The sequence below is a fragment of the Nautilia profundicola AmH genome (genome assembly GCF_000021725.1).
Taxonomy (GTDB): Bacteria; Campylobacterota; Campylobacteria; order Campylobacterales; family Nautiliaceae; genus Nautilia; species Nautilia profundicola.
The window spans coordinates 1134287-1157004 of sequence record NC_012115.1 but is presented as its reverse complement, the minus strand read 5'-3'; the positions used below and the strand labels follow the sequence as shown (position 1 = coordinate 1157004).

Here is a 22718-nt window from a genome sequence, read left to right as displayed (position 1 = left end):
CTTTTATATTTTAGCGTCTGACACTATAATGAGAGCAATTGAAAAGAAAAGGAAGGATTAAAAGCTGTAATCCATTCCGAATGCCATTAATAAAGCTCCTCCGTCTTTAAATGTACCTGTTCCCACATAAGCATTATTTACGTCTCTTTTTTTCTGTTTAGTATAAAGAGCAGAGAAACCTATACTCATTCTGTCATCTAATTTATATTTTATCCCACCTGAAAAAATATGTTTATCACTGTCAGGAAGGCTGTATTCAACAGTGCTATCCGGAATAGGTGTGTTATCATAAGCATAACCAACCATTGCAGTAAGTTTTTCAGTGCATTGATGTGTTAAACCGATTCTGTATGTGTTGGCATCTTTCCAGTTTTTCGCTTTTGGAGTACCAAAAAGTAATTCTACTGTAGGGTCGTCAAAATCAAAGTTTAATTCTTTATATCTTGACCAGAAAGTTCTTTCAAATACAACCTCAACCGTTGTTTTGTCAAATGTTTTTGCTAACGCAACATTTAATGCCGCAGGAATAGGCAGTGTTACTTTTCCAGGGGTATTGAAAGATACAAGACCTGAATCACCTAATAAAACTTTGTTGTAATAACCGCTTGCGTCACCTTTAAGAGTTAAATCAATTTTAGAACGGTATGTAATAGCGAATTTTGTATCTCTTTCATCATTTTGTACTGATAATGCAGCATTCCATCCGTAATCCCATGATGTACCGTTTAAATATTCTGAATACAGTCCTGCACTCATACCGTTTGCAATACCTTCACTTTTAACAGCTCTAACACCGAAAGCAAAACCTACGTTATTATTCATTTTATATGCTATTGATGGATTAATCTCAACAGTTTTAAGTGTGAATTCTTTTGCAGTAGCTTCAGGAGTTACGTCATCCCATCTTTTAGAAAGACCAGCAGGAGTTGTTACAGATATACCCCATCTCCAACCATCAAAATCACGTGAAGCAAAATGAAACTGTGGAACTAAAAAATCTTCTTTTCTCGAATTGTAAACATCACCTGTTGAGCTTTCGAATTTCACAGAATACAAGTGAATGTAAGTCATTAATAATTCGAATGAGTTTTTATCTTCATTAAACACCATATTGGCAGGGTTGTAATATGCCGTGTCTGCACCGTTTGCGTTAGCAACGTTAGCTGCACTTAAAGCCATGCCGTTTAAAGACTGCTCAGGAATTTTATAACCGTTTGCAAGTAACATCGTGGCTGTTATAACTGATAAAGCAATAACTTTTTTCATTTTCTCTCCTTTAAGTTTATTGTATAATTGTACAAAAAAAGGTAAAAATGTATAAAAAAGATTTTGATAAATTATCAAAAATTCCGAATTATTGTGTATTTTTCGGAAATAATTTCTATTTACAACAGTATGAAAATAAAATTTTTGAAAAATTTAAAGACGAGAACGTATTAAAACTCTATTTTGACGAGTATGATTTTGAAACAGCCAAGACGCATTTAAGCGAGTCATCTTTATTTGGTGGGAAAAATGTCTTGATAATTAAGCACAATAAAATACCCACGAATATTGATAAGCTGATTAAACATACGAAGGACAGTTATCTTTTTTTCTTTTATTACGGGAATAAGAAACCAGAAATGTTCGGGAAAAATTTTGTTAGATTTTTTGAACCGAATTTAAGAGATATATTGGAAATTATAAATTCTCTTGCCAATAAGTATAAAATAGAAATATCCCAAGAAGCGAAAATGCATTTAGCCACTACTACAGAGAGTGTTTTTATTGAAAAAGAAATTGAGAAACTTTCAAACTATTCAAATAAAATATCTTTAGATGATATTAAAAATCTTGTATTTGAATATAAAGAAGAAAGTTTTGAAGAACTTTTTAATTTAATTTTAAACGGAAAAGATTTCAATGGAGAATTGGAGTTTTTTTTGGAAACCAATGATTTTAAAAGAATAATCCCCGCACTTATAAGGTTTGTGAGGGATTTATATATGTATAATTTATATATAAAAAAAACAGGAGCTTCAACATTAGAGGGGCTTTTAGGATATAAGCTTCCTATACATATAAACAAACAAAGAGTTGAACTTGCAATAAAATTTAAAGAGAAAGATTATTATGAATTATTAAAATTTCTTTTAAATAAAGAACTTGAAATGAGAAACAGCGATAAAAATAAAGAATCATTGTTTTGGGAGACTATAAGTTACTTAAAACTGTTTAATTCTTTTTAAATATTTTTTTTATTCTCTGTGCCGCCTTTGTAAGGCCCAATTTCATTCCCGCAAATCTCATCATTTTAGCCATTTGTTTATATTTGTCTTTTTCATAACAGGGATTTTCGCATTTTCTGCATCTTGGCTTAGGGTCGTGTGGACATTCTTGAAGTCTATGTATTGCATATGTTAATAAATTGTGGCATTCGTCACATAATTTAGCAGAAAAGTTTAAATTCAGCTCTTTATATGAAATGTTATAATCCTTAATATACTGGCCGTTGTGTTTTTCATTGCAATAAATTTGAAAGAACTTATTTAATGTTTCAACTTCACTTTTGAATTTTTCTGTAGTCATTTAAAACCTTTTAATTTCTACCCAGTAGTCATCACTGCTTTTTTCTTTGAATTTTTTTAATATATGTATTATTTCATAACAGACATCTATTGATTTAGGCGGTATTTTTTCAAAAGAAATTAAAGAGACTTTATGGGTTATGTTTTTTTTATTCAACATAAACGTTCTGTTTATAAGACTTGTAAGTCTGCTACCGAATTGAACGGCGGATTTACATTCGGTGTTTTGTAAAATTATTATATAATGATTTTGGGTATATGGGATTTTTAAAAAAATATCTGTTTTCCTTATGTAGTTTAATGTTTCTTTTATACTTTTTTCAGAAGATTTAATAATTATCATTGTGTATTTAATTTTTTTTATTTCATATAAATAATTTAATACTTCCAAATATTCTTCAAGTCTCTTTTTTAAAGAAATGAATATTTTGAATTCTTTTTCATCAAGTAAATATTGATTTAAAGCTTCATTCTTTCTTTTGTTCATAGGGAGCCTTTAAAATTTTGTCTTATAGCTTCATATAGTATTATACCAGTACTTACGGCCAAATTAAGGCTTCTACCTTCTTTTGTCATCGGGATTGTGATACAGTTGTCAAAATTTTGTCTTAAAATGTTTTCATCGATACCTTTGGTTTCGCTTCCGAATATAATATAATCTCCAGGTTTATATTCTACTTCAAAATACGGCTTATCTGTTTTGGTGGTGGCAAAAAAACATCTTGAAGTATCTACATGTTTTAAAAATTCATCAGTACTTTCCCAGACGGTAAGGTCAAGTTTGTCCCAATAATCGAGTCCTGCTCTTTTTACAGCTTTTTCACTAATATCAAAACCTATCGGCTTTACTATATGAAGTTTGGCTCCCGCATTTACGCAAAGTCTGCCTATATTACCTGTATTAGGTGGAATTTGAGGATTGAAAAGTACAATATTAAACACCCTTAGACCTTTTAATTAAATGTTCGAATATTTTAGCCACGGATTTAGGCTTTTTAAGAAATATGTTTCTTAGTCTGTCTTTGATAATCTGATATTTAATCTCTTCTTTATCTAATTTTTCATTTTTCATTTTTTACTTTTTAAAGGATTATTGTTTTATTTGCATATACAAAAATTCTGTCTTCAATAGCTTTTTTAATGGCTCTGCTTAGTACGATTTTTTCAATGTCACGACCTTGTACTCTCATTTCTTCCCAGCTCATTTCATGATTCACTCTTGTAACGTCCTGTTCGATTATAGGTCCGTCATCAAGGTTGTTGTTTACAAAATGAGCCGTTGCTCCTATAATTTTCACTCCTCTGTCATATGCCTGTTTGTAAGGGTTTGCTCCAATAAACGCAGGGAGGAACGAATGGTGAATATTTATAATTTTGTTTGGAAATTCTTCTACAAAATTAGGAGTTAAAATTCTCATAAATTTAGCGAGTATTATAAAATCCGGGTTTGTGGGTTTGATAATTTCAAGCATTTCATTTTCATGCTCAACTCTGCTTTTTCCTTCAGCAGGAATATAGTAAAACGGTATGTTGAATTTTTCTACCAAGTCTTTTAAATTGTTTCTATTCGCTATTACACCGATTATTTCTACATCAAGATCGCCAGAATATTGCTTAATTAGTATATCTCCTAACGCATGAGCTTCTTTTGTTGCAAGTAAAAAGAGTCTTTTTTTTCTTTTTTTGAAAATTTCAACATCTGCGCAAGGAACTTCTTTTAAAATTTCGTTTTTTAGTTTTTCTTTATCTACTTCACCGGCAATTACCGCACGAAAGAAAAATTTATTATTTTCTTTGTCAACAAATTCCTGTTGGGTTTCAATATTAAAATCATTTTCAAAAAGTACTTTTGAAATCTTATAAACAAGCCCTTTTTTATCATCGCATTGAATCAAAAGAGTATATTTCATACTATCCCTTTTTAATTATGATTTTATCATATTTTCTTATTTCTGTGAGTATGGAGATTCTGGGGTTTTTAGGATCAATGTGTTTTGGCTTATATTTTTTATCCCAAAGGTTTTCCTTTTTTATCCATTTTTCGCAGCAATTAAAATTCAAAATACTGAATTTTTTTAAAGGGTATTTTAAAGAAAGACCGTAAAGAAATCTATTTGTAATAATTTTTGGCATTTTTTTAATTTTAATATCTCTTTTTAATATGTTTGTAATGTTTAATGCTTTTGCGAGAACATCCACCGGTATGTTCTTTGTGTATCTGAGATGATATAAAAAATAACTCTCAAGGGGGTTTTGTCTGTAAATTTTGGCAAGTTTAAAAAATTCTTTTTTTGTAAATTCTATATTTAAAATTTTTTTTGCAATATCAAGTACGATAAAATAATAAAAACCATAATATAAAAACCTGCTTTTGAACATTTTTTCAAATTCCATAAAAATCCGCTCACGTGAGAGTTCATTTAAATCTAATGTTTTACAAAGTTCAATAGTTTTTCTCTCTATTTTAAATTTAAGCCTGCTCGCAAACTGCATTGCTCTTAATACTCTTAAAGGATCTTCCGCAAAAGATATATCATCTATGTGTTTTATAATTTTATTGTTAATATCGTTAATTCCACCCCAAAAATCAAGTATTTTACCGGTATAAATATTTTTCATGAGAGCATTCATTGTAAAGTCTCGTCTTTTTGAAGCAGTTTTCTCGTCTTGAGTAAGACTTACTTCAAATCCCTTGTGTCCTTTTGCTATTTTGGTTTCGGTGCGTGGAAGTGAAATATCGAAGTTTTTCCATTTATATACGAAAAAGCTTTTGCCAACACCTTTGGCTCCAAGCTTTTGCATAAGAATATCAAACTTTTCAGGAGTGATGTCGTAAACTTCTATATCGAATTCTTTTGATTTTATACCAAGAATTTCATCACGTACACATCCACCTACAAGATATACACGTGAAGTAAAAGGGGAGAAAAAGTTTTTTAAAAATTCTAAATCATCATTTTTTTCATTTTTCACTTTTAACTTTTCACTTTTGTGAGAGTTTTTCATCTATTTTTACAAGTAAATATTCTAAAAAGTTAAGAGTGACGTCAAGTTTTACATCCAAATTCTCTGTGTTTGGAGATTGTAAACCTTCAAACAGTACAAGAAGTCTTTCTTTAATATGTTTTAAAAATTCTTTATCACATTTTGTAGCAGGCGAGAGTTCTTCTTCACTGATTGCACTTTCTTCGATTTCCTGCAGGGTTTCTAATATAGTGTCTTTTAAATCCATAGCAATCCTTAAATTTCACTTAGCCATTTTTCAAAATCATACCTGTTAAGCTGGTTAATGTCATTAAATTCTTTTAACTTTAAAACATTTACGCCTTCAAAAAATTTTCTTTTTTTCAGTCTTTCAATAGCTTCCACTATTTCCGGATCTTCAGTTTCTTTCAACAACTCTTCGTAAATCTCAAGAGCTTCTTGTTTGAAGCCTTGAGTTTCGAGTATTCTTGCATAAGTTTTTGTTTTAGTTAGCGGCATGGTCTGCTATTAAACTTCCCATTTCACTTGTTGTAACAACCTCTTTTGCGTCGAATGCGGCTATATCTTTTGTTCTATAACCTTCTTTTAATACTTCTTTTATTGCATTTCTGATTCTTTCGGCAGCGCTTGTTTCGTTTAAGAAATCAAGCATCATTGCAGCACTAAGAATTGTTGCGATAGGGTTTGCAATTCCCTGTCCCGCTATATCAGGAGCGCTTCCGTGGATAGGTTCGAAAAGTCCGACTTTCCCACCTATACTTGCACTCGGAAGAAGACCGATACTTCCTACGATCATACTTGCTTCATCGCTTAATATGTCACCGAAAATGTTTCCTGTAAGGATAACGTCAAACTGTTTAGGGTCTCTTACAAGCTGCATTGCCGCATTATCTACATACATATGTTCAAGTTCCACTTCCGGGTAGTTTTTAGCCACTTCTTCTACAACTTCCCTCCAAAGTTCACTAACTTCAAGTACATTTGCCTTATCGACAGACGTCACTTTTTTCTTTCTTTTCATAGCTTCTTCAAAAGCGATTTTTGCAATTCTCGCAATTTCATCCCTTGTATAAATCATTGTGTTATATGCTTTATTGTCGTCTTTGTATCTCGGCTCACCAAAGTATATTCCGCCTGTAAGCTCTCTTACTACTGTTAAATCTACACCTTTGATTACTTCAGGCTTCAGGCTTGAAGCGTTTACAAGTTCGTCAAATATGATAGCAGGTCTGATATTCGCAAAAAGTCCTAAAGATTTTCTAAGTTTTAAAAGTCCCGATTCAGGTCTTTTTTCTTTAGGCAAACTCTCCCATTTAGGTCCGCCGATTGCACCGAAAAGCACGGCGTCTGAGTTTAGAGAACCTTTTATCGTTTCATCTGGACACGGATTATCAAATACGTCTACGGCAGCTCCACCTAAAAGATATTCGTTGTATTCAAGATTGAATCCTTCTTTACTTGCAACGGCATCAAGGACTTTAATAGCTTCTTCAACAATTTCGGGTCCGATACCGTCACCTTTTATAATGCCTATTTTATAATTTCTCATTTGTTTTCCTTTAACATTTCTTTAGCAAAATTTATCAGTCCGCCGGCGGCAATTAGTTCTTGCATAAATTCCGGAATAGGCGTAAATTTATAATCTTTTCCTGTATCAACATTATGAATAATACCGTTGTCAAGGTCTATTTTAATTAAGTCACCTTCATTAATTTCGTCACTTTCAAGAAGTTCAAAAATAGGCAGTCCCATATTAAAGCTGTTTCTGTAAAAAATTCTCGCAAAACTTTTAGCGATTACAGCAGCTACTCCTGCCGCTTTAAGCGCTATAGGAGCGTGTTCACGGCTTGAACCGCTTCCGAAGTTGTAGCCTGCTACAATAATATCACCAGGTCTTACTTTACTTGGAAATTCAGGATCTGCGTCTTCCATTACGTGTTTGGCAAGTTCATGCGGGTCGGAAGTATTAAGATATCTTGCAGGAATGATCAAATCTGTGTCAATGTTGTCGCCGAATTTCCAAACTCTTCCTGTAATTACATTCATAAATTTCCTTTTTTTTGCTGAATTTTATCAAAAATGCTAATAAAAAAGAAATTCAACATATACTACAACCACAATATAAATAAAAAAGAGAGTGATAAAATCAATATTTCCGGAATAAAAAATATTAATGTTTTTTTTGCTAACTCTTTTGAAAAAAACATAACAATAAAAAACTTTGTAAGGGTATTGCTTATAGAAGCGGTAACTATTCCGATGGCCGCATTTTTTAATGAAAGTGTTGTTTTACTAAGTTCTCCCAACGAAAGTGTAATAGCATCCACATCCGTAAAACCGGATATAAATGAAACTATATATAAACCCAAATTACCAAAATGTTTGTTAGTATATTCTACAAGTGCGTAAATAATTGCAAAAATAATTGCGAATTTAATGGCTTCACTTAATTCCAGTGGGTTTTTTTCAAGTTTAGAAAGAGTCGTTTGAATGTTTTCTTTTGATTTCTTGTAAAAATAATATGAAAACCAAACACCATAAATAAAAGCGAATAAGTAAACAATACCTATATATTTTACAATTTCAATGTTTGTAATATACACTTCAATTAATACTCTTGCAAACATTAAAGTATTCGCTATGGCTATTGCGGAGGCATAAGTGAATACGGATGTTTTAGTTTCTTTAAACATCGCTGAAAGAGAAGCGGTTACAGCAGTAGAACTTATAAAGCCTCCCGCCGCTGCGGTAAATAAAATTCCTTTTTTTTCACCGAAAAATTTTATGCCGAGATATCCTATAAAAGACAAAGATGCAATTATTATTGCCATTAACCACGTTTTATACGGATTAAATAGTTCAAAAGGCCCTATTGCTTTATTCGGCAGTATTGGAAGCATGATAAAAGTCATAATTAAAAGTAAGACTCCCGCGTTAAGCTCTTTTTGAGTTAAATTGTCTTCTATTTTTTTTAGTTTTGTTTTTAAATTCAAAACTACAACCGTTAATACCGTAATAAATATTGCATAGTGAGTTTGATTAAAATAAACCATTACTCCGATTAGATATGTGATTAATGCGGCTATATGGGTTGTTGTACCTTGTTTGGAATAGTGATATACCTTTAAAAAGTATGCGATAATAACAAGCAAACCGAAAATTGAGAAACTAAATAATAAAAAATAATTAACAAAATTATTTATATAAGCTGATATAAAACCGTATAATGCTATTAATGTAAAAGTTCTACTGCCTGCAAACCCTTCTTCGTTTTCCTGTGTAAAAGACACGCTTCTTTCAAGCCCGATGATGAATCCCAATACAACCGTAATAAAAAAAGCTTTTAAAATTTCGACTTGCATAGCAATCCTTTAATATATTATATAAAAATTTTGATAAAATTATGCAAAAAAAAGGATTAGTTTGAGAAAAGCCGTAGCTTTTACCGGTCCGAGTAATTCCGGAAAAACAACATTAATAGAAAAAGTAGCTAAAAGATTAATAAGCTCATATAAAATTGCGATAATAAAAAATGATCCTTCTGATAAGGCGAAATTTGATACCGAAGGTAAAGACAGTTATAAATTTTATCAGACGGGTGCTGAAGTTGTGGTTACTTCTCCAAACAGAACGACTTACTTTTCACACAGGCAAAAATCTCTTGATGAAATTGTTAACATGATAAACGATTTTGATATTTTACTTGTAGAAGGGTTAAAATATCTGCCTCTTCCGAGACTTGCGGTTTTTAGAGGTGATGTTGATGAGAGCTATTTTAGATATATAAAAGCTGTTGCTGTAGATGACAGTGTTGATAAAAGTAAAATTCCTTCAAATATTGAAATTCTTGATTTAAACAATATTGATCAGATAATCGAGTGGGTTTTAAACAATGCCGAAGACATTTAAGGAGTAAAAATGACCGAAATTATTAATTCCATCCAGAAAATAGCCGTTGAAATCAAAGACGCTATAAAAACTAAAGATACAGGAAAAGTAGAATCACTGAATTCAAGCGGTGATATTCAGGTTAAACTTGATGTAATAAGTGATGAAATTGTAGAAAGACATCTTTTAAAAACATCAAGTGTAATTGAAATAATTAGTGAAGAAAAAGAAGACGCAATGCCTGCTAATCCCAACGGCAAATATTTCGTGGCATATGATCCTCTTGACGGTAGCAGTCTTATTGATGTGGATTTAAGTGTGGGAAGTATTTTTGGTATTTATAAAGGCGGATACAGCGGTGAAAATATTGTGGCTGCTGTATACATCGTATACGGACCGAGAGTGGAAATGGTCGTGGCAAGAGATACTGTAGAGCTTTTCAGGTTGAATGAAGAAACTAACGAGTTTGAATTTGTAAAAGAATTAAGACTTGAGGAAAAAGGAAAAATATTAGGACCGGGCGGAACTCAAAAATACTGGTATCCTTATCATAAAGAGATGATTGATAATTTCTTTAAAGACGGTTACAGGTTAAGATACAGCGGTGGAATGGTACCTGATTTACATCAGATTTTATTAAAAGGCGGAGGGCTTTTTGCATATCCGGGAACCGAAGATAAGCCAAAAGGTAAGCTTAGAAAACTTTTTGAAGTATTTCCTTTCGCATATGTGTATAATAAAGCAGGGGGACTTGCTGTTGACGGTAAAAACGATTTATTAGATTTAGATATCGACGGATACCATGATACAACACCATGCTTTTTCGGAAGCAATTATGAAATTAAAAAAGTTTTAAAAACATACGAAGGGGCAGAGAAATGAGTGACAAGTGTAAAACATATTATTTAACCACACCTATATATTATGTAAATGATATCCCTCATATAGGGCATGCGTATACAACTATTATTGCGGATATGGTGGCAAGATACAGCAGACTTAAAGGAATTGATACGTTTTTTCTAACAGGTACAGACGAACACGGGCAAAAAATCGAAGAAGCCGCTAAAAAAAGAGGCAAATCTCCAAAAGAATACGCCGATGAAATCAGCGGAAAGTTCAAAGCTTTATGGGATGAGTTTGAAATAAGTTACGATAAATTTATAAGGACTACTGACGAAGCACATAAAAAAGGCGTTCAAAAAGCGTTTTTGGATATGTATAAAAAAGGTGATATTTATAAAGATTATTATGAAGGGCATTACTGCGTAAGCTGTGAAAGCTTCGTGGCTCCAAGCCAGCTTGTAAATGATGAGCTCTGCCCTGACTGCGGGAAACCTACAAGAATAATTAAAGAAGAAAGTTATTTTTTCAGACTCTCAAAATATCAAGATCAGCTTCTTGACTGGCTTAAAAACAAAAAACCTATTTTACCTGAAGCAAAAGCGAATGAAGTTATAAGATTTGTGGAAGAAGGATTAAAAGATCTTTCAATTACAAGAACATCTTTTGAGTGGGGAGTAAAGCTTCCTCCTGAAATTAATGATCCTAAACATGTTGTGTATGTATGGCTTGATGCATTGTTTAACTATTTAACGGCTCTTGGATACGGAAGTGAAAACGACGAACTTGTAAAAAAATATTGGCCTGCGAAACTTCATATAGTAGGAAAAGACATTCTTAAATTCCATGCGGTTTACTGGCCTGCGTTTTTAATGAGTATAGGATATGAACTTCCAAAAGTTATTGCAGCTCACGGATGGTGGACAAGAGACGGTGAAAAAATGAGTAAATCTAAAGGTAACGTAATTAATCCTAAAGATGTGGCTGACGCATACGGGCTTGAAAATTTCAGATATTTTATGTTAAGAGAAGTGCCTTTCGGAGCGGACGGGGATTTCAGTGAAAAAGCTTTGATTGATAGAATTAATAACGATTTAGGGAATGATCTCGGTAACCTTTTAAACAGAATTATAGGTATGGCTTATAAATATTTCGACGGTAAAATTACAAGCAAAAACGTAGAAAAATATTATGCAAACGAACTAAATGAAGCCAGAGAGATTGTTAAAAATTTAGAAGAAACATATCTTTGGAAAATGCAGATTCATAAATTTCTTGAAGAACTATGGAAAGTGCTTGCAATCGGAAATAAGGCAATTGATACGTATAAACCGTGGGAACTTATGAAAAACGGAGAAGAGGAAAAAGCGCAGGCTCTTTTAGGACTTATTTCAAATCTTCTTGCAATGGTAGCGGTGAATCTGCATGCGGTAATGCCTAAAACAACCGCTAAAATTGCCAAATCTTTAGGTTTTGAAATAAATCAGGAGAGTTTTAAAAATATAATGGATGGAAAACTTCTTGATGATTTCGTAATTGAAAAAATTCCGCCGCTTTTCCCTAAAATAGAAGCTCCTCTTATGAAAAAACCTGAAATTAAAGAGGAAAAACCTCAAAATTTAATCACTATTGACGAATTTTTCAAAACCGAACTTAAAATCGGAAAAGTCGTAGTGGCAGAAGAAGTTAAAAAATCCAAAAAACTTTTAAGACTTGAAGTTGATTTGGGTGAAGGGAAAAACAGACAGATTATTGCGGGAATTAAAGAATATTATAAACCTGAAGAACTTATAGATACATATGTCTGTGTGGTTGCAAATCTTAAACCTGCAAAACTTATGGGCATGATGAGTGAAGGAATGCTTCTTGGTGCTAAAGATGAGAGCGGCTTTAGTCTTATAAGACCTGAAAAACCTAAAAAACCTGGGACTCCTATTAAGTAGGGGAAAGATTAAAGGTAGAAGATTGAAGGTGAATATTAATTTAAACGGTGAGGGATTGTTTTGAAAATAGAAACCCTGGTAAACCTGATTGGCGGAGAGCTATTGAACTCTCCTTATATCAGTGAAGTTACTTCATTTACTAATGAATTTGAAAAAGCAAACAGAGGAAGTTGTTTTTTTGTAAAAGACAGCAATGATATTGAATACGCAGTAAAAAACGGTGCTTATGCTATTGTTTCTGAAAAATATGAAAATATAATCGATAATGAAATTGCTTGGATAAAAGTTGACTCAATTAAGCAGGCTGTTATAGATGTATTTAAATATGAAAACTTAAAAACCAAAATATTTTTCTGTGATGAATTAACAGAACATATTATTGAAAAAATGAATGTCAATGACAATGTGATAGTATTAAAATCTTATGAAGATTTACTCAGAGCTTTAAATATTAACAATAAATTTTTAATTACATCTGATAAAAAATTCAGTGAGCTTTTTTCCAATATTGAAGTGCTCTTATCTAAAAAAACGGATCTTGAGCAGTTGTCTTTGTTTAAATCAAGATTTCAAAATGTAGAATTAAATTTACCTTATGTATATAAAGATGAATTTTCAAGGGCTTTGAAATTTTTTGAAGACAATTCTTTAAAATTCACACTTGAATTTGAACTTGAAAGATTTAAACCGGTATTTGTTGATTATAAATTAAGGGAAGTGGAATACGGAGAAAGTGAGAAAGTGTTGATTTTAGGAATTAAAAACGACAGATTTTTTTTTAAAGAACTAAATTATTTAATAGCTAACACCAAGCATGCTAAAACGCTTATTGTAAATGAAGAGAATCAAGCAGTTTTAAAGGAAGGCTTTAATTTTGCCATGCTTGTAGATTTTGATATTGATTTGAACAAAGAAGAAGAGGGGAGCCTGTTTTGATTAAAATAACGAAAATCAATATCCTTGGCAAAGGAAAGTTTTTAGAGTTAAAAGAAGTTTTTTTTGATTATTTTGGCAAAAAAAGAAGATGGGAAGTTTGCAGCTCACACAACAGTGTTTCTATTTTAATTTATGATAAAGATTTGAATTCATTAATTATGGTTAGGCAGTTCAGACTTCCTGTATATTTAAAAAACGGTGACGGTTATACGTTGGAACTTTGTGCTGGACTTTGTGATAAAGATAAGTGCAATATTGAAATAGCCAAAGAAGAGGTTTTGGAAGAATGCGGATATGACGTTGACGTAAAAGACATTAAAAAAATTACATCAACATGGGCAAGTGTAGGAAGCAGTGCGGCTAATCAGGAGATATTTTATGTTGAAGTAGACAGCAGTATGAAAGTGCATGAAGGTGGTGGAATTGACGATGAAGATATAGAAATAGTCGAAATACCTTCAGATAAAGTATACAAAACTATTTTTGATGAAAATATCGTATTAACACCGGGTGCGAAATTCGCTATGCTATGGTGGATACATAATAAAGTGGGTAAGTTGGAAAGTAGATAATTTGTGAAGGGTAATAAGAGATAAATTAGAAAAAGATAGAGAAAAAAGGTGGAGAAATTAAGCTCTTGTGCTTAAAACAGATAAAAAGGAAGAGAATGAAACATATTTTCAGGGAATATGATATAAGAGGAATATTTGAAAAAGATCTAAATGAAGACATTGTAAAAAAAATAGGTTATTTTTTAGGAACAAAGATTGACGGTGAATATGTTTTTGTAAGTTACGATGCGAGAACACATTCGCCTGTTTTACACGACTGGCTTGTGAGCGGACTCAACAGTGCCGGTAAAACAGTAATCAGCGGAGGAATGTTACCTACGGGTGCAAATTATTTTGCAAATTTCAGACCGCTATGTATCGAAAATAAAGGTAAGATAAACATATCCGGAAGTATTCAGATCACAGGTTCTCACAATCCTCCCGAATACAACGGATTTAAAATAACAATTGACAAACTTCCTTTTTATGGCAAAGATATATACTCTTTAGGGGATGAAATATTAAACAATGATATTACTATAGAAGATAATACGGATGTAATTAAATACGATCTGAAATCGGATTATGTCGATTATATTTCAAACCAGTTTTCACACTTGAAAGGTATGGATTTAAATGCAGTGTTTGACTGCGGAAACGGTGTTGCCGGTGTAGTGCTTAGAGATATACTTGAAAAAATCGGTATTAAAAATTACGAAATTATTTTTGAAAAGCCTGACGGAACGTTTCCGAACCATCATCCTGACCCTACTGAAGAAGAAAATCTAAAAGACGTATATAATGCGCTTAAAACAAGAAAATACGCATTTGCGTTTGACGGAGATGCGGACAGGATTGCGTTTTTGGATCAGAAATATAACTATAAAGGCGATATTCTTGCGTACTTTTTTGCAAAAAACATGGATAACCCATGTGTTATAAGTGAAGTAAAAGCCACTCAGGTAATGTATGACGAAATTAATAAAATTGGCCGTGCAATAATGTATAAAACGGGACACAGTAACCTAAAAACACTTCTTAAACAGCAGAACTGTGATTTAGCTGCGGAGGTTAGCGGACATATATTCTTTAATGACAGATACTTTGGGATAGATGATGCGATTTATGTTGCATTTAGGATTATGGAACTCATTAAAGATAAATTTGATTTTGTCAAAGAGTTTGAATCACTTCCGAAAGTTTACAATACCGACGAAATAAAAGTAAAAACGACAGAAGATAAAAAATTCAAAATAATCGATGAGTTAAAAAGTTACCTGAATGAAAATAAAGGTGCATTACAAATTAAAGAAATTGTAGACGTGGACGGTGTAAGGGTGATATTTGAAAACGGATGGGGGCTTGTAAGAGCGAGCAATACAACACCCGTACTTGTAACAAGATTTGAGGCTGTTAACGAAAAAGATTTAAAAGCTATTGAAGAGAGATTAATGGAAGCTTTAAATAAGTTCCTTTAATTTTTCTTTTTATATTAATAAAAAGTGACAGACGCTATATTTGGAATTTAGTTGATTTGTTTTGGTATTTTGAGCTGTCTTATTTAATGTTTTTAATAATATGTAATAATGTTACAAAAGTTGATTGACTTTGACTCAATTTTATTGTATAATATTGCAATAAAATTCCATATATTGTATAATTCAAAGGAGGGGAGATGAGTAAAAGTTTATACGAAGTTTTAGGTGTAAGCGAAAATGCTACACAAGATGAAATAAAAAAAGCTTATAGAAAATTAGCGAGAAAATATCATCCTGACATATGCAAAAAGCCTGAGTGCGAAGAAAAATTCAAAGAGATAAATACTGCATATGAAATTCTGGGAGATGAGGAAAAACGTAAACAGTATGATCAAATGGGTGATGCTATGTTTAACGGTCAAAACTTCCAGGATTTTTACAGGCAGCATAAAGATGTCGATTTAGAAGATATACTTTCTCAAATATTCGGCGGAGGTTTTTCAAGACGTTCAAGCGGAGGTTTTGGAGGTTTCGGTTTTGACGGATTTGGCGGTTTTGGTGGAGGTTTTGCGCCAGATTTGGATATACATGCAAAAATCCAAATACCTTTTGATCTTGCAATGAAAGGTGGTGTATATACTATTAACCTAAACGGTGAAAGTATAAAGGTAAAAATTCCTGAAGGAATTAAAACCGGGCAAAAATTAAGAGTAAGAGGGAAAGGTAAAACCCTTCAAGGACACAGGGGCGATTTAATTTTAGAAGTTGAAGTCACTCCTCATCCTGAATGGGAAAGAGTGGGTAATGATTTATATAAAAAAATAGAAGTACCTTTAAAAACAATGATGTTCGGTGGTAAAATAGGTGTAGATACATTTAAAGGACACATTAATGTCAAAGTTCCTCAAAACTCAAAATGTTGCCAAAAATTGAGAGTTAAAGGTTATGGTGTTAAAGACGGTAATTTATATTTGGAATTAAGACCTAAACTTCCAAAAATAGAGGAATTGGATGAAGAATTGGTGAAATTAATGAAAGAAAAGTTGCCTGAATAATCATTATAAAGGAGGTGAGCATGTATAGTTATGACGAACCGGTATACTTAATAAGCGTGGTGAGTAAAATATTAAATATACATCCTCAAACATTAAGACAATATGAAAGGGAAGGTCTCATTAAACCAAGTAGAACCGAAGGTAAAATGAGACTATATTCTCAAAGAGATATAGACAGATTAAAACTAATACTTTCATTAGTTAGAGATTTAGGTGTGAATCTCGCGGGGGTTGAAATAATATTACAGCTTAAAGAAGAAATCGAAGAACTTCAAAGAGAAATAGAAAATCTTAAAAAACAACAGGGTCAAATTCCAAGAAACAGAAGTGTTGTGATTAAAAAAGAAAATTATCAATTAATTTTAGTACCTACAAAAGAAGATTAAAATAGATTAAACGGTAAAGTTATAGCCCTTTTGAAAAGTTTAAAAGGAGACATTAATATATCTTTACCTATATCTTCTTTTACTTTAGGATTGTCCAAATTCCCTTTAACAACCATTTTTATGTCTATACTCCCGTCTTTTCCGAATAATAAATAACTCAAACCTTTACCTATTATAGGTATTTTTTTAAGTTTCATTTTCATATTAGCAGTTATTTTTAAAAACATGTAGTTTTTATTAAAATCAATATATCCTTTTGCATAAAAATCTAAATTATCCCCTAATATTTTTGCTTGTTTGATGTATAATATTTTTTTATATAAAAGATAGTTGATATAACCGTTTTTTATTTTATATCCTTTTGATGAAAACCCAGGAGATGAAAATGACAATAAGGAAGGTATAGTGTTGATAAAAGCGATTACGTTATTTAATGATTTTAATTCTCTAACAATAGCTCTGTTGATATAAATCTTGCCTGAATAAAAATCATCCGGTGATTTAACCATAACAAAATCGAGATTAATTAGACTGAAGAAATCAAATTTAGGTAAAAAGGCTTTAAATTCTTCATTTGAAAAATTTTTACCTTCGAGCAGCAAATATCCTTGTTTTGTATATCCATTTAAAGAAGAATCTTTATAAATAGAATGAAAATTAAAATTATCTTTTTTGTATGTTAAAGTAGCAGTTTGGGATAAAAACTTGTGTGTTTTGTATATTAAATTGGCATTGTTTGTGTAAAGGTTAATAGTGTAATTGAAATCATTCGAAACTGACGAGTTGTCTTCTAATAATTTTTCCAGAGGATAAAGATTAATATCTAAAGAATGCAGTGAGGCATTTATATTGCTTTTATTAATTTCGATATTAATATTTTCATTATATATTTTAATATTATCACCAATTATTATGTTCAAAAAAAGTTTATTTAAATTATTATCCACTTTTTTTATAGGTGCGTTGGAATGTTTAAAAAGAATAGGTAACTTAAGTAAAATATAAGCTGTAACATCAGTGGTTTTTCCGAATGTTATTAATAGTATCCCGTTTTTTACAAATGGTTTAAAACTCGTATATTTTAATATTTTACTTATAGGATTGATTATGAGCTGTTTTTTGTCAAAATCGATAAAAATATTAGAGTTTTTAGTTTTTAATTTTTTTGATGTAAAATTTACTTCGGCAGTTTCATTATAATCTTTTAATTTTATTATATTATTAATTTTAAAATCAATTTTTCCGTTCATTGATAATGTTTGATTTAGAAAATTTATAAAACCGCTTCCCGTGAATGTTAAAGGCATTTCTTTTGTTAAATAAAGATTTGCTTTTTTAGTTGTGAAATTTAAATTTTGGTTGGTTATGTTTATTTCTGCCTGCGGAACATATAAATCAAAATCAAATAATTTTAATAAAGACGAAGTAGTTACGATTTTAGTAAATGAGTTAATATTGTCAGAGAACATAATTTTGGAAAGTATATTGTTTTGACCGGCTATTTGTGTTACCGGAATATCTGTATTTAGAAATTTGTATAAAACATCTTTTATGTTTTTATTAAATAAATCGTTTGAATGTAAAGTTAAAACATTGTTTTTATATGTGATGTCATAAGCTTTTACATTATTATAGTAAGCGTTTTTAATGAATACTGTTTTGTCTTTTATATTAGTTTTTATGTTTTCTACTGAAGTATTGAATCCGTAAATGCTGCCATAGATTTTTTTAACAATAAATTGAGTAAGGTCTCCTATAATCGGTGTTGAGGTCAGTTTTATCTGATCAGATACAAATTCTCCGTTATTTATAGATATATAAGTATAATCTCCTAAAATATTTATTAAATTTCTTTTTAAAAAGAGTTTGTTTTTGTTGTCATCTATTTTGATTAACCTTGAATTAAAATTTAGATTATGTAAGTTTTGAAAAATCAAACTGTTTTTATAAGAGTGAAATTTGAAATTTTTATATTGGGTTTGTATTTCAGGAGAGTTTAATATTAAAAAATTATTTTTTATATTATACGAACCGTTTAGGTTGTTAATCATCACTTTATTAATGTTTTTTATGTTATTGATAATTAAGTTGTTAGAATTTAATGTAATTTTTTTATTGTTTAATAAGAAATTTGCATTATCGGCATTTATACTTATTTTTTTGTATTTAAAATTTAATTGTTTAGTTTTTCCATTTACATTATAAATATCATAATTCAGATTTATTGCCGAACTAAGATTTAATCCTTTTAAATCAATATCAAAAAGCTCATTGTTATATTTGAGTTTAGGAGCGTTAATTTTGAAAGTTAAGATATTGTTTTTTAATAAATTTATATTAAAACTAATATTTTCTTTATTTAATTCACCTTGACCTTTTATTGATATATGGGAAGGTTTAAAATAGATACTCAATAATACATTGTAAAAATCAATTTTTTGTTTTGGAAGTTCAATGTATTCAAAATTTACATATGAATATGTTGTTTTTGGATTTAAAACCGATTTAAATTTTAAAAAGTCTGAATCGAAAAATAATTTATTATCTTTTAGAATAATCTTATTTATATGGAATTTCCCAAAATTAAGTGATTCTATTGTAATGTTTTGAAAGATGTTTAAAATTTTTACTGCTGTTAAAATTGTTTTATGGATGTTTAGAACTTGTTTTGTATAGTTTTTATTATTGGATATTTTGGTATCATATATTTTAAGAACAATCTTGTGATCTATTTTAAAAAATATTTTTTTAATATGAATATTGTTAAAGTTTATATCATATAAATAAATACCTTTAAAAAGGGAAATAAAAATAATGAATAAAAAAAGTATTATCGTAAAAATTATAGCTTTTATAGAGTTTTTACTTGTTTGCACTATATTTGTCCTTTTTTATTTAACAAGAAACGTTTATTCTCACAGAGTTATATATATACCTACCGGTAGTGTTAATTATACAATAAATTCACTTCAAAAAAGAGGTTATAACGTTGGATTTATCGATAAAATTTTTTTATATATTATCGGTTCTCCTCAAGCAGGATGGATAGATTTAAAAAAAGAAAAACTGACTAAATTAGATTTTTTATATAAATTAACCACATCAAAAGCGGCATTGGTTAAAGTTACAATTATTCCGGGTGAAACCACATATTTTGTTTATAAGATATTAGAAAAAAAATTAAAAATTCCTAATATCAACTGTGGTTTCGAAGAAGGGTTTTTAAAACCGGATACATATTTCTTGCCTATAGGTATGAAAAAAGAAAGGGTTTGTAAATTTTTAAGCCTAAAGTCTATGAATTACCATAAGGAAATAAGTAAAAAAATTTTTGGTAAGTTTGAGTATGATAAATATAAAAAATATTTAATAATAGCGAGTATAATTCAAAAAGAAGCTGCTAATGTTGCAGAAATGAAAAAAGTAAGTGCTGTAATATATAATAGGATGAAAAAGCATATGAAACTACAAATGGACGGCAGTTTAAACTACGGAAAATATTCACATGAAAAAATAACTCCGAACAGAATAAAAAACGATATGAGCAGATACAATACATACAGATATTACGGTTTGCCGGAAGAACCGGTTTGCATACCGAGTCGTGATGCCATTATTGCCGCAATATTTCCGGAAAAATCAAATTATCTATATTTTGTAAAATGCGGCAAGAATCACCTTTTTGCAACTACATACAAACAGCATATGAGAAATATTAAAAGATGTAAAAAATAATTTCTTTTTTCGTTTCTTTTCGTAACACTTATTTATATTTGAAAATGATAATTGTTACTTTTCGTATAAAAGGTGATAAAATTTAAACAATAAAAAAAACAAAAGGAGATTTTATGGCAAATCCTACAATCGTATGGACAAAGATTGACGAAGCACCATACTTGGCTACATTCAGCTTACTTCCGATTATGGAAGCATTCACAAAAGATGCAAATATTAATTGGGAGCTAAGAGATATTTCTCTTGCAGGAAGGGTAATTGCGGAATTTTCTGACATGCTACCTGAAAACCTTAGACAGTTCGATGAACTTGCATATCTTGGTGAATTAGTAAAAAAACCTGAAGCAAACGTAATTAAACTTCCAAATATTTCAGCTTCAGTACCGCAGCTTGTTGCAACAATCAAAGAACTTCAGTCTCAAGGATACCCTCTACCGGATTTCCCTGAAGAGCCTCAAAATGCTGAAGAAGAAAAAATCAAACTTAAATACCTAAAATGCGTTGGTTCAAACGTTAACCCGGTACTTAGAGAAGGTAACTCTGACAGAAGACTTGCAGAGCCTGTTAAAAATTACGCAAAAATGCATCCGCACAGCATGAAACCTGTAAGTCCGGATAGCAAATCTTACGTTGCTCACATGGAAAAAAGAGACTTCTATGAAACTGAGCAGAGCTTTACAAGCGATAAAGACCAGACTGTAAAAATTGTATTCGAAGACAACGCTGGAAACAAAAAAGAACTTAAAGAAGTTCCAGTAGAAGCTGGAGAAGTATTCTCAGCAGCGACTCTAAACGTTGATGAGCTAAGCAAATTCTTTGAAAAAGTAATCAACGAAGCAAAAGAAAAAGACATTCTGTTCTCTTTACACGTTAAGGGAACAATGATGAAAGTATCTGATCCTACTTTCTTTGACTATGCGATCAGAGTATATTACAAAAAACTTTTCGACAAATTCGGTAAAGAACTTGAAGAAATCGGATTCAACCCAAGAAACGGTTTAGCAGATTTATATTCAAAACTTGACAAATTACCTGAAGAGAAGAAAAAAGCGATTCTTGACACAATCGATGAAATCTATAAAGAACAGCCAAGACAATACATGGTTGATAGCGACAACGGTATTACAAACCTACACAGACCAAACGACGTTATTATTGACGCATCTATTCCTGCGACAATCAAAAACGGTCTTAAAGGTTGGGGACCAGACGGTGAAGTAGAAGATTTAGTAATTACTGTACCTGACAGAACTTACGCAAGAATGTACAAAGAAATCGTAGCTGACATCGTTAAAAACGGACAGTTCGACCCTACTAAAATCGGTACTGTTCAAAACGTAGGTCTTATGGCTAAAAAAGCTGAAGAATACGGAAGCCACGACAAAACATTCTTCGCACCGACTGACGGTAAATTCCTTGTACTTGACGGTGAAGGAAAAACTCTATTCACTTTCGAAGTTGGAAAAGGTGACGTATTCAGAGCATACAGCGCAAAAGATATTGCAATTAAAGACTGGATCAGACTTGCAGTTGAAAGAGCGAAAGACAGTGGTCTTCCAATTGTATTCTGGCTTGACAGCAACAGAGCACACGACGCTCAACTAATCAGAAAAGTTCTAAAATATATGCCTGAATATGATCTTGAAGGTGTTGAGTATCATATTATGGCTCCTGAAAAAGCGATGAGATTTACATTAAGAAGATTCAGAAACGGTGAAGGTACTATTTCTGTAACTGGTAACGTATTAAGAGATTACTTAACTGACTTATTCCCGATTATCGAAGTTGGTACAAGTGCAAGAACATTATCAATCGTTCCATTACTTGCTGGTGGTGGATTATATGAAACAGGTGCTGGTGGGTCTGCTCCTAAACACGTTGAGCAGTTTATTAAAGAAGGTCACTTAAGATGGGATTCATTAGGTGAATTCTTAGCAACTGTTGAATCACTTAAGTTAGCAAGAAAACAGGGTGCAAACGAAAAATCTGAAATTATCGCGGACGCATTAAACAGAGCCGTAGGTAAATACCTTGAAAACGACAAAACACCAAAAAGAAAAGTTGGTCAGCTTGACAACAGAGGAAGCCACTTCTATTTAGCTAAATACTGGGCTGAAGAACTTGCAAACTGTGGTGACAGCGAACTTGAAGCTAAATTCAAACCGATTGCTAAAGAACTTAACGCAAACGAAGAAAAAATCTTAGCTGAAATCGCTGCAGCTGAAGGTAAACCGGCTGACATCGAAGGATACTTCCATCCGAATGAAGAAAAAGTAGCTAAATATATGAGACCAAGCGAAACATTCAATAAAATCATAGATGCTTTAAGATAATCCCTTTTGGGATTA

24 protein-coding genes are annotated in these 22718 nt (G+C 31.2%); 11 read left to right on the top strand and 13 right to left on the bottom strand.

Translation table 11 applies throughout. The features are described from left to right. Window positions 1-57 precede the first annotated feature (57 nt). The gene (locus tag NAMH_RS06205) at window positions 58-1266 is read right to left on the bottom strand and encodes an OmpP1/FadL family transporter (RefSeq protein WP_015902707.1); all 1209 of its coding nucleotides are present in this window, start codon (window positions 1264-1266) and stop codon (window positions 58-60) included. Between the two features lie 47 nt (window positions 1267-1313). On the opposite strand from NAMH_RS06205, the gene NAMH_RS06200 reads away from it, so the two are divergent. Beyond that, a complete protein-coding gene (locus NAMH_RS06200) occupies window positions 1314-2231 on the top strand; it encodes a DNA polymerase III subunit delta (RefSeq protein WP_015901932.1) in 918 nt (305 codons plus the stop codon). Here NAMH_RS06200 and NAMH_RS06195 read toward each other — a convergent pair. From NAMH_RS06195 to NAMH_RS06145, 11 genes are all read right to left on the bottom strand, one after another. After that, window positions 2218-2571 carry a nitrous oxide-stimulated promoter family protein gene (locus tag NAMH_RS06195; RefSeq protein WP_012663578.1) on the bottom strand — a complete coding sequence of 118 codons (354 nt, stop codon included), beginning with the start codon at window positions 2569-2571 and terminating at the stop codon, window positions 2218-2220. The genes NAMH_RS06200 and NAMH_RS06195 overlap by 14 nt on opposite strands. After that, window positions 2572-3057: a hypothetical protein gene (locus tag NAMH_RS06190; protein ID WP_012663832.1), complete on the bottom strand. Its 486-nt coding sequence runs from the start codon at window positions 3055-3057 to the stop codon at window positions 2572-2574. Beyond that, window positions 3054-3512 (bottom strand): tRNA (cytidine(34)-2'-O)-methyltransferase, encoded by a 459-nt coding sequence (locus NAMH_RS06185; protein ID WP_015902258.1) that lies wholly within the window; start codon window positions 3510-3512, stop codon window positions 3054-3056. The genes NAMH_RS06190 and NAMH_RS06185 overlap by 4 nt, the downstream gene beginning before the upstream one ends. Continuing rightward, complete coding sequence (locus NAMH_RS06180; protein ID WP_015902426.1) at window positions 3505-3642, bottom strand: hypothetical protein; 138 nt, start codon at window positions 3640-3642, stop codon at window positions 3505-3507. The genes NAMH_RS06185 and NAMH_RS06180 overlap by 8 nt, the downstream gene beginning before the upstream one ends. 10 nt (window positions 3643-3652) lie before the next feature. Then, window positions 3653-4480 carry a formyltetrahydrofolate deformylase gene (purU, locus tag NAMH_RS06175; RefSeq protein WP_012663803.1) on the bottom strand — a complete coding sequence of 276 codons (828 nt, stop codon included), beginning with the start codon at window positions 4478-4480 and terminating at the stop codon, window positions 3653-3655. A 1-nt stretch (window position 4481) separates the two neighbouring features. Then, window positions 4482-5543, bottom strand: a complete 1062-nt coding sequence (locus tag NAMH_RS06170; RefSeq protein WP_143709751.1) for a tRNA nucleotidyltransferase/poly(A) polymerase family protein — start codon at window positions 5541-5543, stop codon at window positions 4482-4484. Window positions 5544-5553: 10 nt separating this feature from the next. Further along, window positions 5554-5802 carry a CiaD-like domain-containing protein gene (locus NAMH_RS06165; protein ID WP_012663773.1) on the bottom strand — a complete coding sequence of 83 codons (249 nt, stop codon included), beginning with the start codon at window positions 5800-5802 and terminating at the stop codon, window positions 5554-5556. Between the two features lie 8 nt (window positions 5803-5810). Then, a complete protein-coding gene (locus tag NAMH_RS06160; RefSeq protein WP_015901954.1) occupies window positions 5811-6053 on the bottom strand; it encodes a hypothetical protein in 243 nt (80 codons plus the stop codon). Then, a complete protein-coding gene (leuB, locus tag NAMH_RS06155) occupies window positions 6040-7104 on the bottom strand; it encodes a 3-isopropylmalate dehydrogenase (protein ID WP_015902734.1) in 1065 nt (354 codons plus the stop codon). The genes NAMH_RS06160 and leuB overlap by 14 nt, the downstream gene beginning before the upstream one ends. After that, a complete protein-coding gene (gene leuD / locus NAMH_RS06150; protein WP_015902067.1) occupies window positions 7101-7601 on the bottom strand; it encodes a 3-isopropylmalate dehydratase small subunit in 501 nt (166 codons plus the stop codon). The genes leuB and leuD overlap by 4 nt, the downstream gene beginning before the upstream one ends. Before the next feature lie 62 nt (window positions 7602-7663). After that, window positions 7664-8917, bottom strand: a complete 1254-nt coding sequence (locus NAMH_RS06145; protein WP_015901939.1) for an MgtC/SapB family protein — start codon at window positions 8915-8917, stop codon at window positions 7664-7666. Between the two features lie 55 nt (window positions 8918-8972). Between NAMH_RS06145 and mobB the strand changes: the two genes are divergently transcribed. The 8 genes from mobB (at window position 8973) to NAMH_RS06105 (ending at window position 16635) form a co-directional block, all read left to right on the top strand. Next, on the top strand, window positions 8973-9464 hold the full coding sequence (mobB, locus tag NAMH_RS06140) for a molybdopterin-guanine dinucleotide biosynthesis protein B (RefSeq protein WP_041361621.1): 492 nt from the start codon (window positions 8973-8975) through the stop codon (window positions 9462-9464). A gap of 9 nt (window positions 9465-9473) precedes the next feature. Next, window positions 9474-10325, top strand: coding sequence for a class 1 fructose-bisphosphatase (locus NAMH_RS06135; protein WP_012663609.1), 852 nt, complete (start codon window positions 9474-9476; stop codon window positions 10323-10325). Next, window positions 10322-12229, top strand: a complete 1908-nt coding sequence (metG, locus tag NAMH_RS06130; protein ID WP_015902436.1) for a methionine--tRNA ligase — start codon at window positions 10322-10324, stop codon at window positions 12227-12229. Before NAMH_RS06135 ends, metG begins: the two co-directional genes overlap by 4 nt. A 60-nt stretch (window positions 12230-12289) precedes the next feature. Next, window positions 12290-13165 carry a hypothetical protein gene (locus NAMH_RS06125; RefSeq protein ID WP_015902323.1) on the top strand — a complete coding sequence of 292 codons (876 nt, stop codon included), beginning with the start codon at window positions 12290-12292 and terminating at the stop codon, window positions 13163-13165. Further along, on the top strand, window positions 13162-13737 hold the full coding sequence (locus tag NAMH_RS06120; protein ID WP_015902299.1) for an NUDIX hydrolase: 576 nt from the start codon (window positions 13162-13164) through the stop codon (window positions 13735-13737). The genes NAMH_RS06125 and NAMH_RS06120 overlap by 4 nt, the downstream gene beginning before the upstream one ends. A gap of 95 nt (window positions 13738-13832) precedes the next feature. Then, the gene (locus tag NAMH_RS06115) at window positions 13833-15194 is read left to right on the top strand and encodes a phosphomannomutase/phosphoglucomutase (RefSeq protein WP_012663711.1); all 1362 of its coding nucleotides are present in this window, start codon (window positions 13833-13835) and stop codon (window positions 15192-15194) included. Window positions 15195-15391: 197 nt separating this feature from the next. Continuing rightward, entirely contained in the window at window positions 15392-16249 is an 858-nt protein-coding gene (locus NAMH_RS06110) for a DnaJ family protein (RefSeq protein ID WP_015902587.1), read from the top strand. A gap of 20 nt (window positions 16250-16269) precedes the next feature. After that, entirely contained in the window at window positions 16270-16635 is a 366-nt protein-coding gene (locus tag NAMH_RS06105; protein ID WP_015901999.1) for a heat shock protein transcriptional repressor HspR, read from the top strand. Here the strand turns inward: NAMH_RS06105 and NAMH_RS06100 are convergent. After that, window positions 16632-19511 (bottom strand): YhdP family protein, encoded by a 2880-nt coding sequence (locus NAMH_RS06100; protein ID WP_041361618.1) that lies wholly within the window; start codon window positions 19509-19511, stop codon window positions 16632-16634. The two genes, NAMH_RS06105 and NAMH_RS06100, sit on opposite strands and share 4 nt — an antisense overlap. Here NAMH_RS06100 and mltG point away from each other — a divergent pair. Then, entirely contained in the window at window positions 19450-20370 is a 921-nt protein-coding gene (gene mltG / locus NAMH_RS06095; protein ID WP_015902528.1) for an endolytic transglycosylase MltG, read from the top strand. The genes NAMH_RS06100 and mltG overlap by 62 nt on opposite strands. A 113-nt stretch (window positions 20371-20483) precedes the next feature. Then, on the top strand, window positions 20484-22703 hold the full coding sequence (locus NAMH_RS06090; RefSeq protein ID WP_015901758.1) for an NADP-dependent isocitrate dehydrogenase: 2220 nt from the start codon (window positions 20484-20486) through the stop codon (window positions 22701-22703). The last annotated feature ends 15 nt before the right edge of the window (window positions 22704-22718 follow it).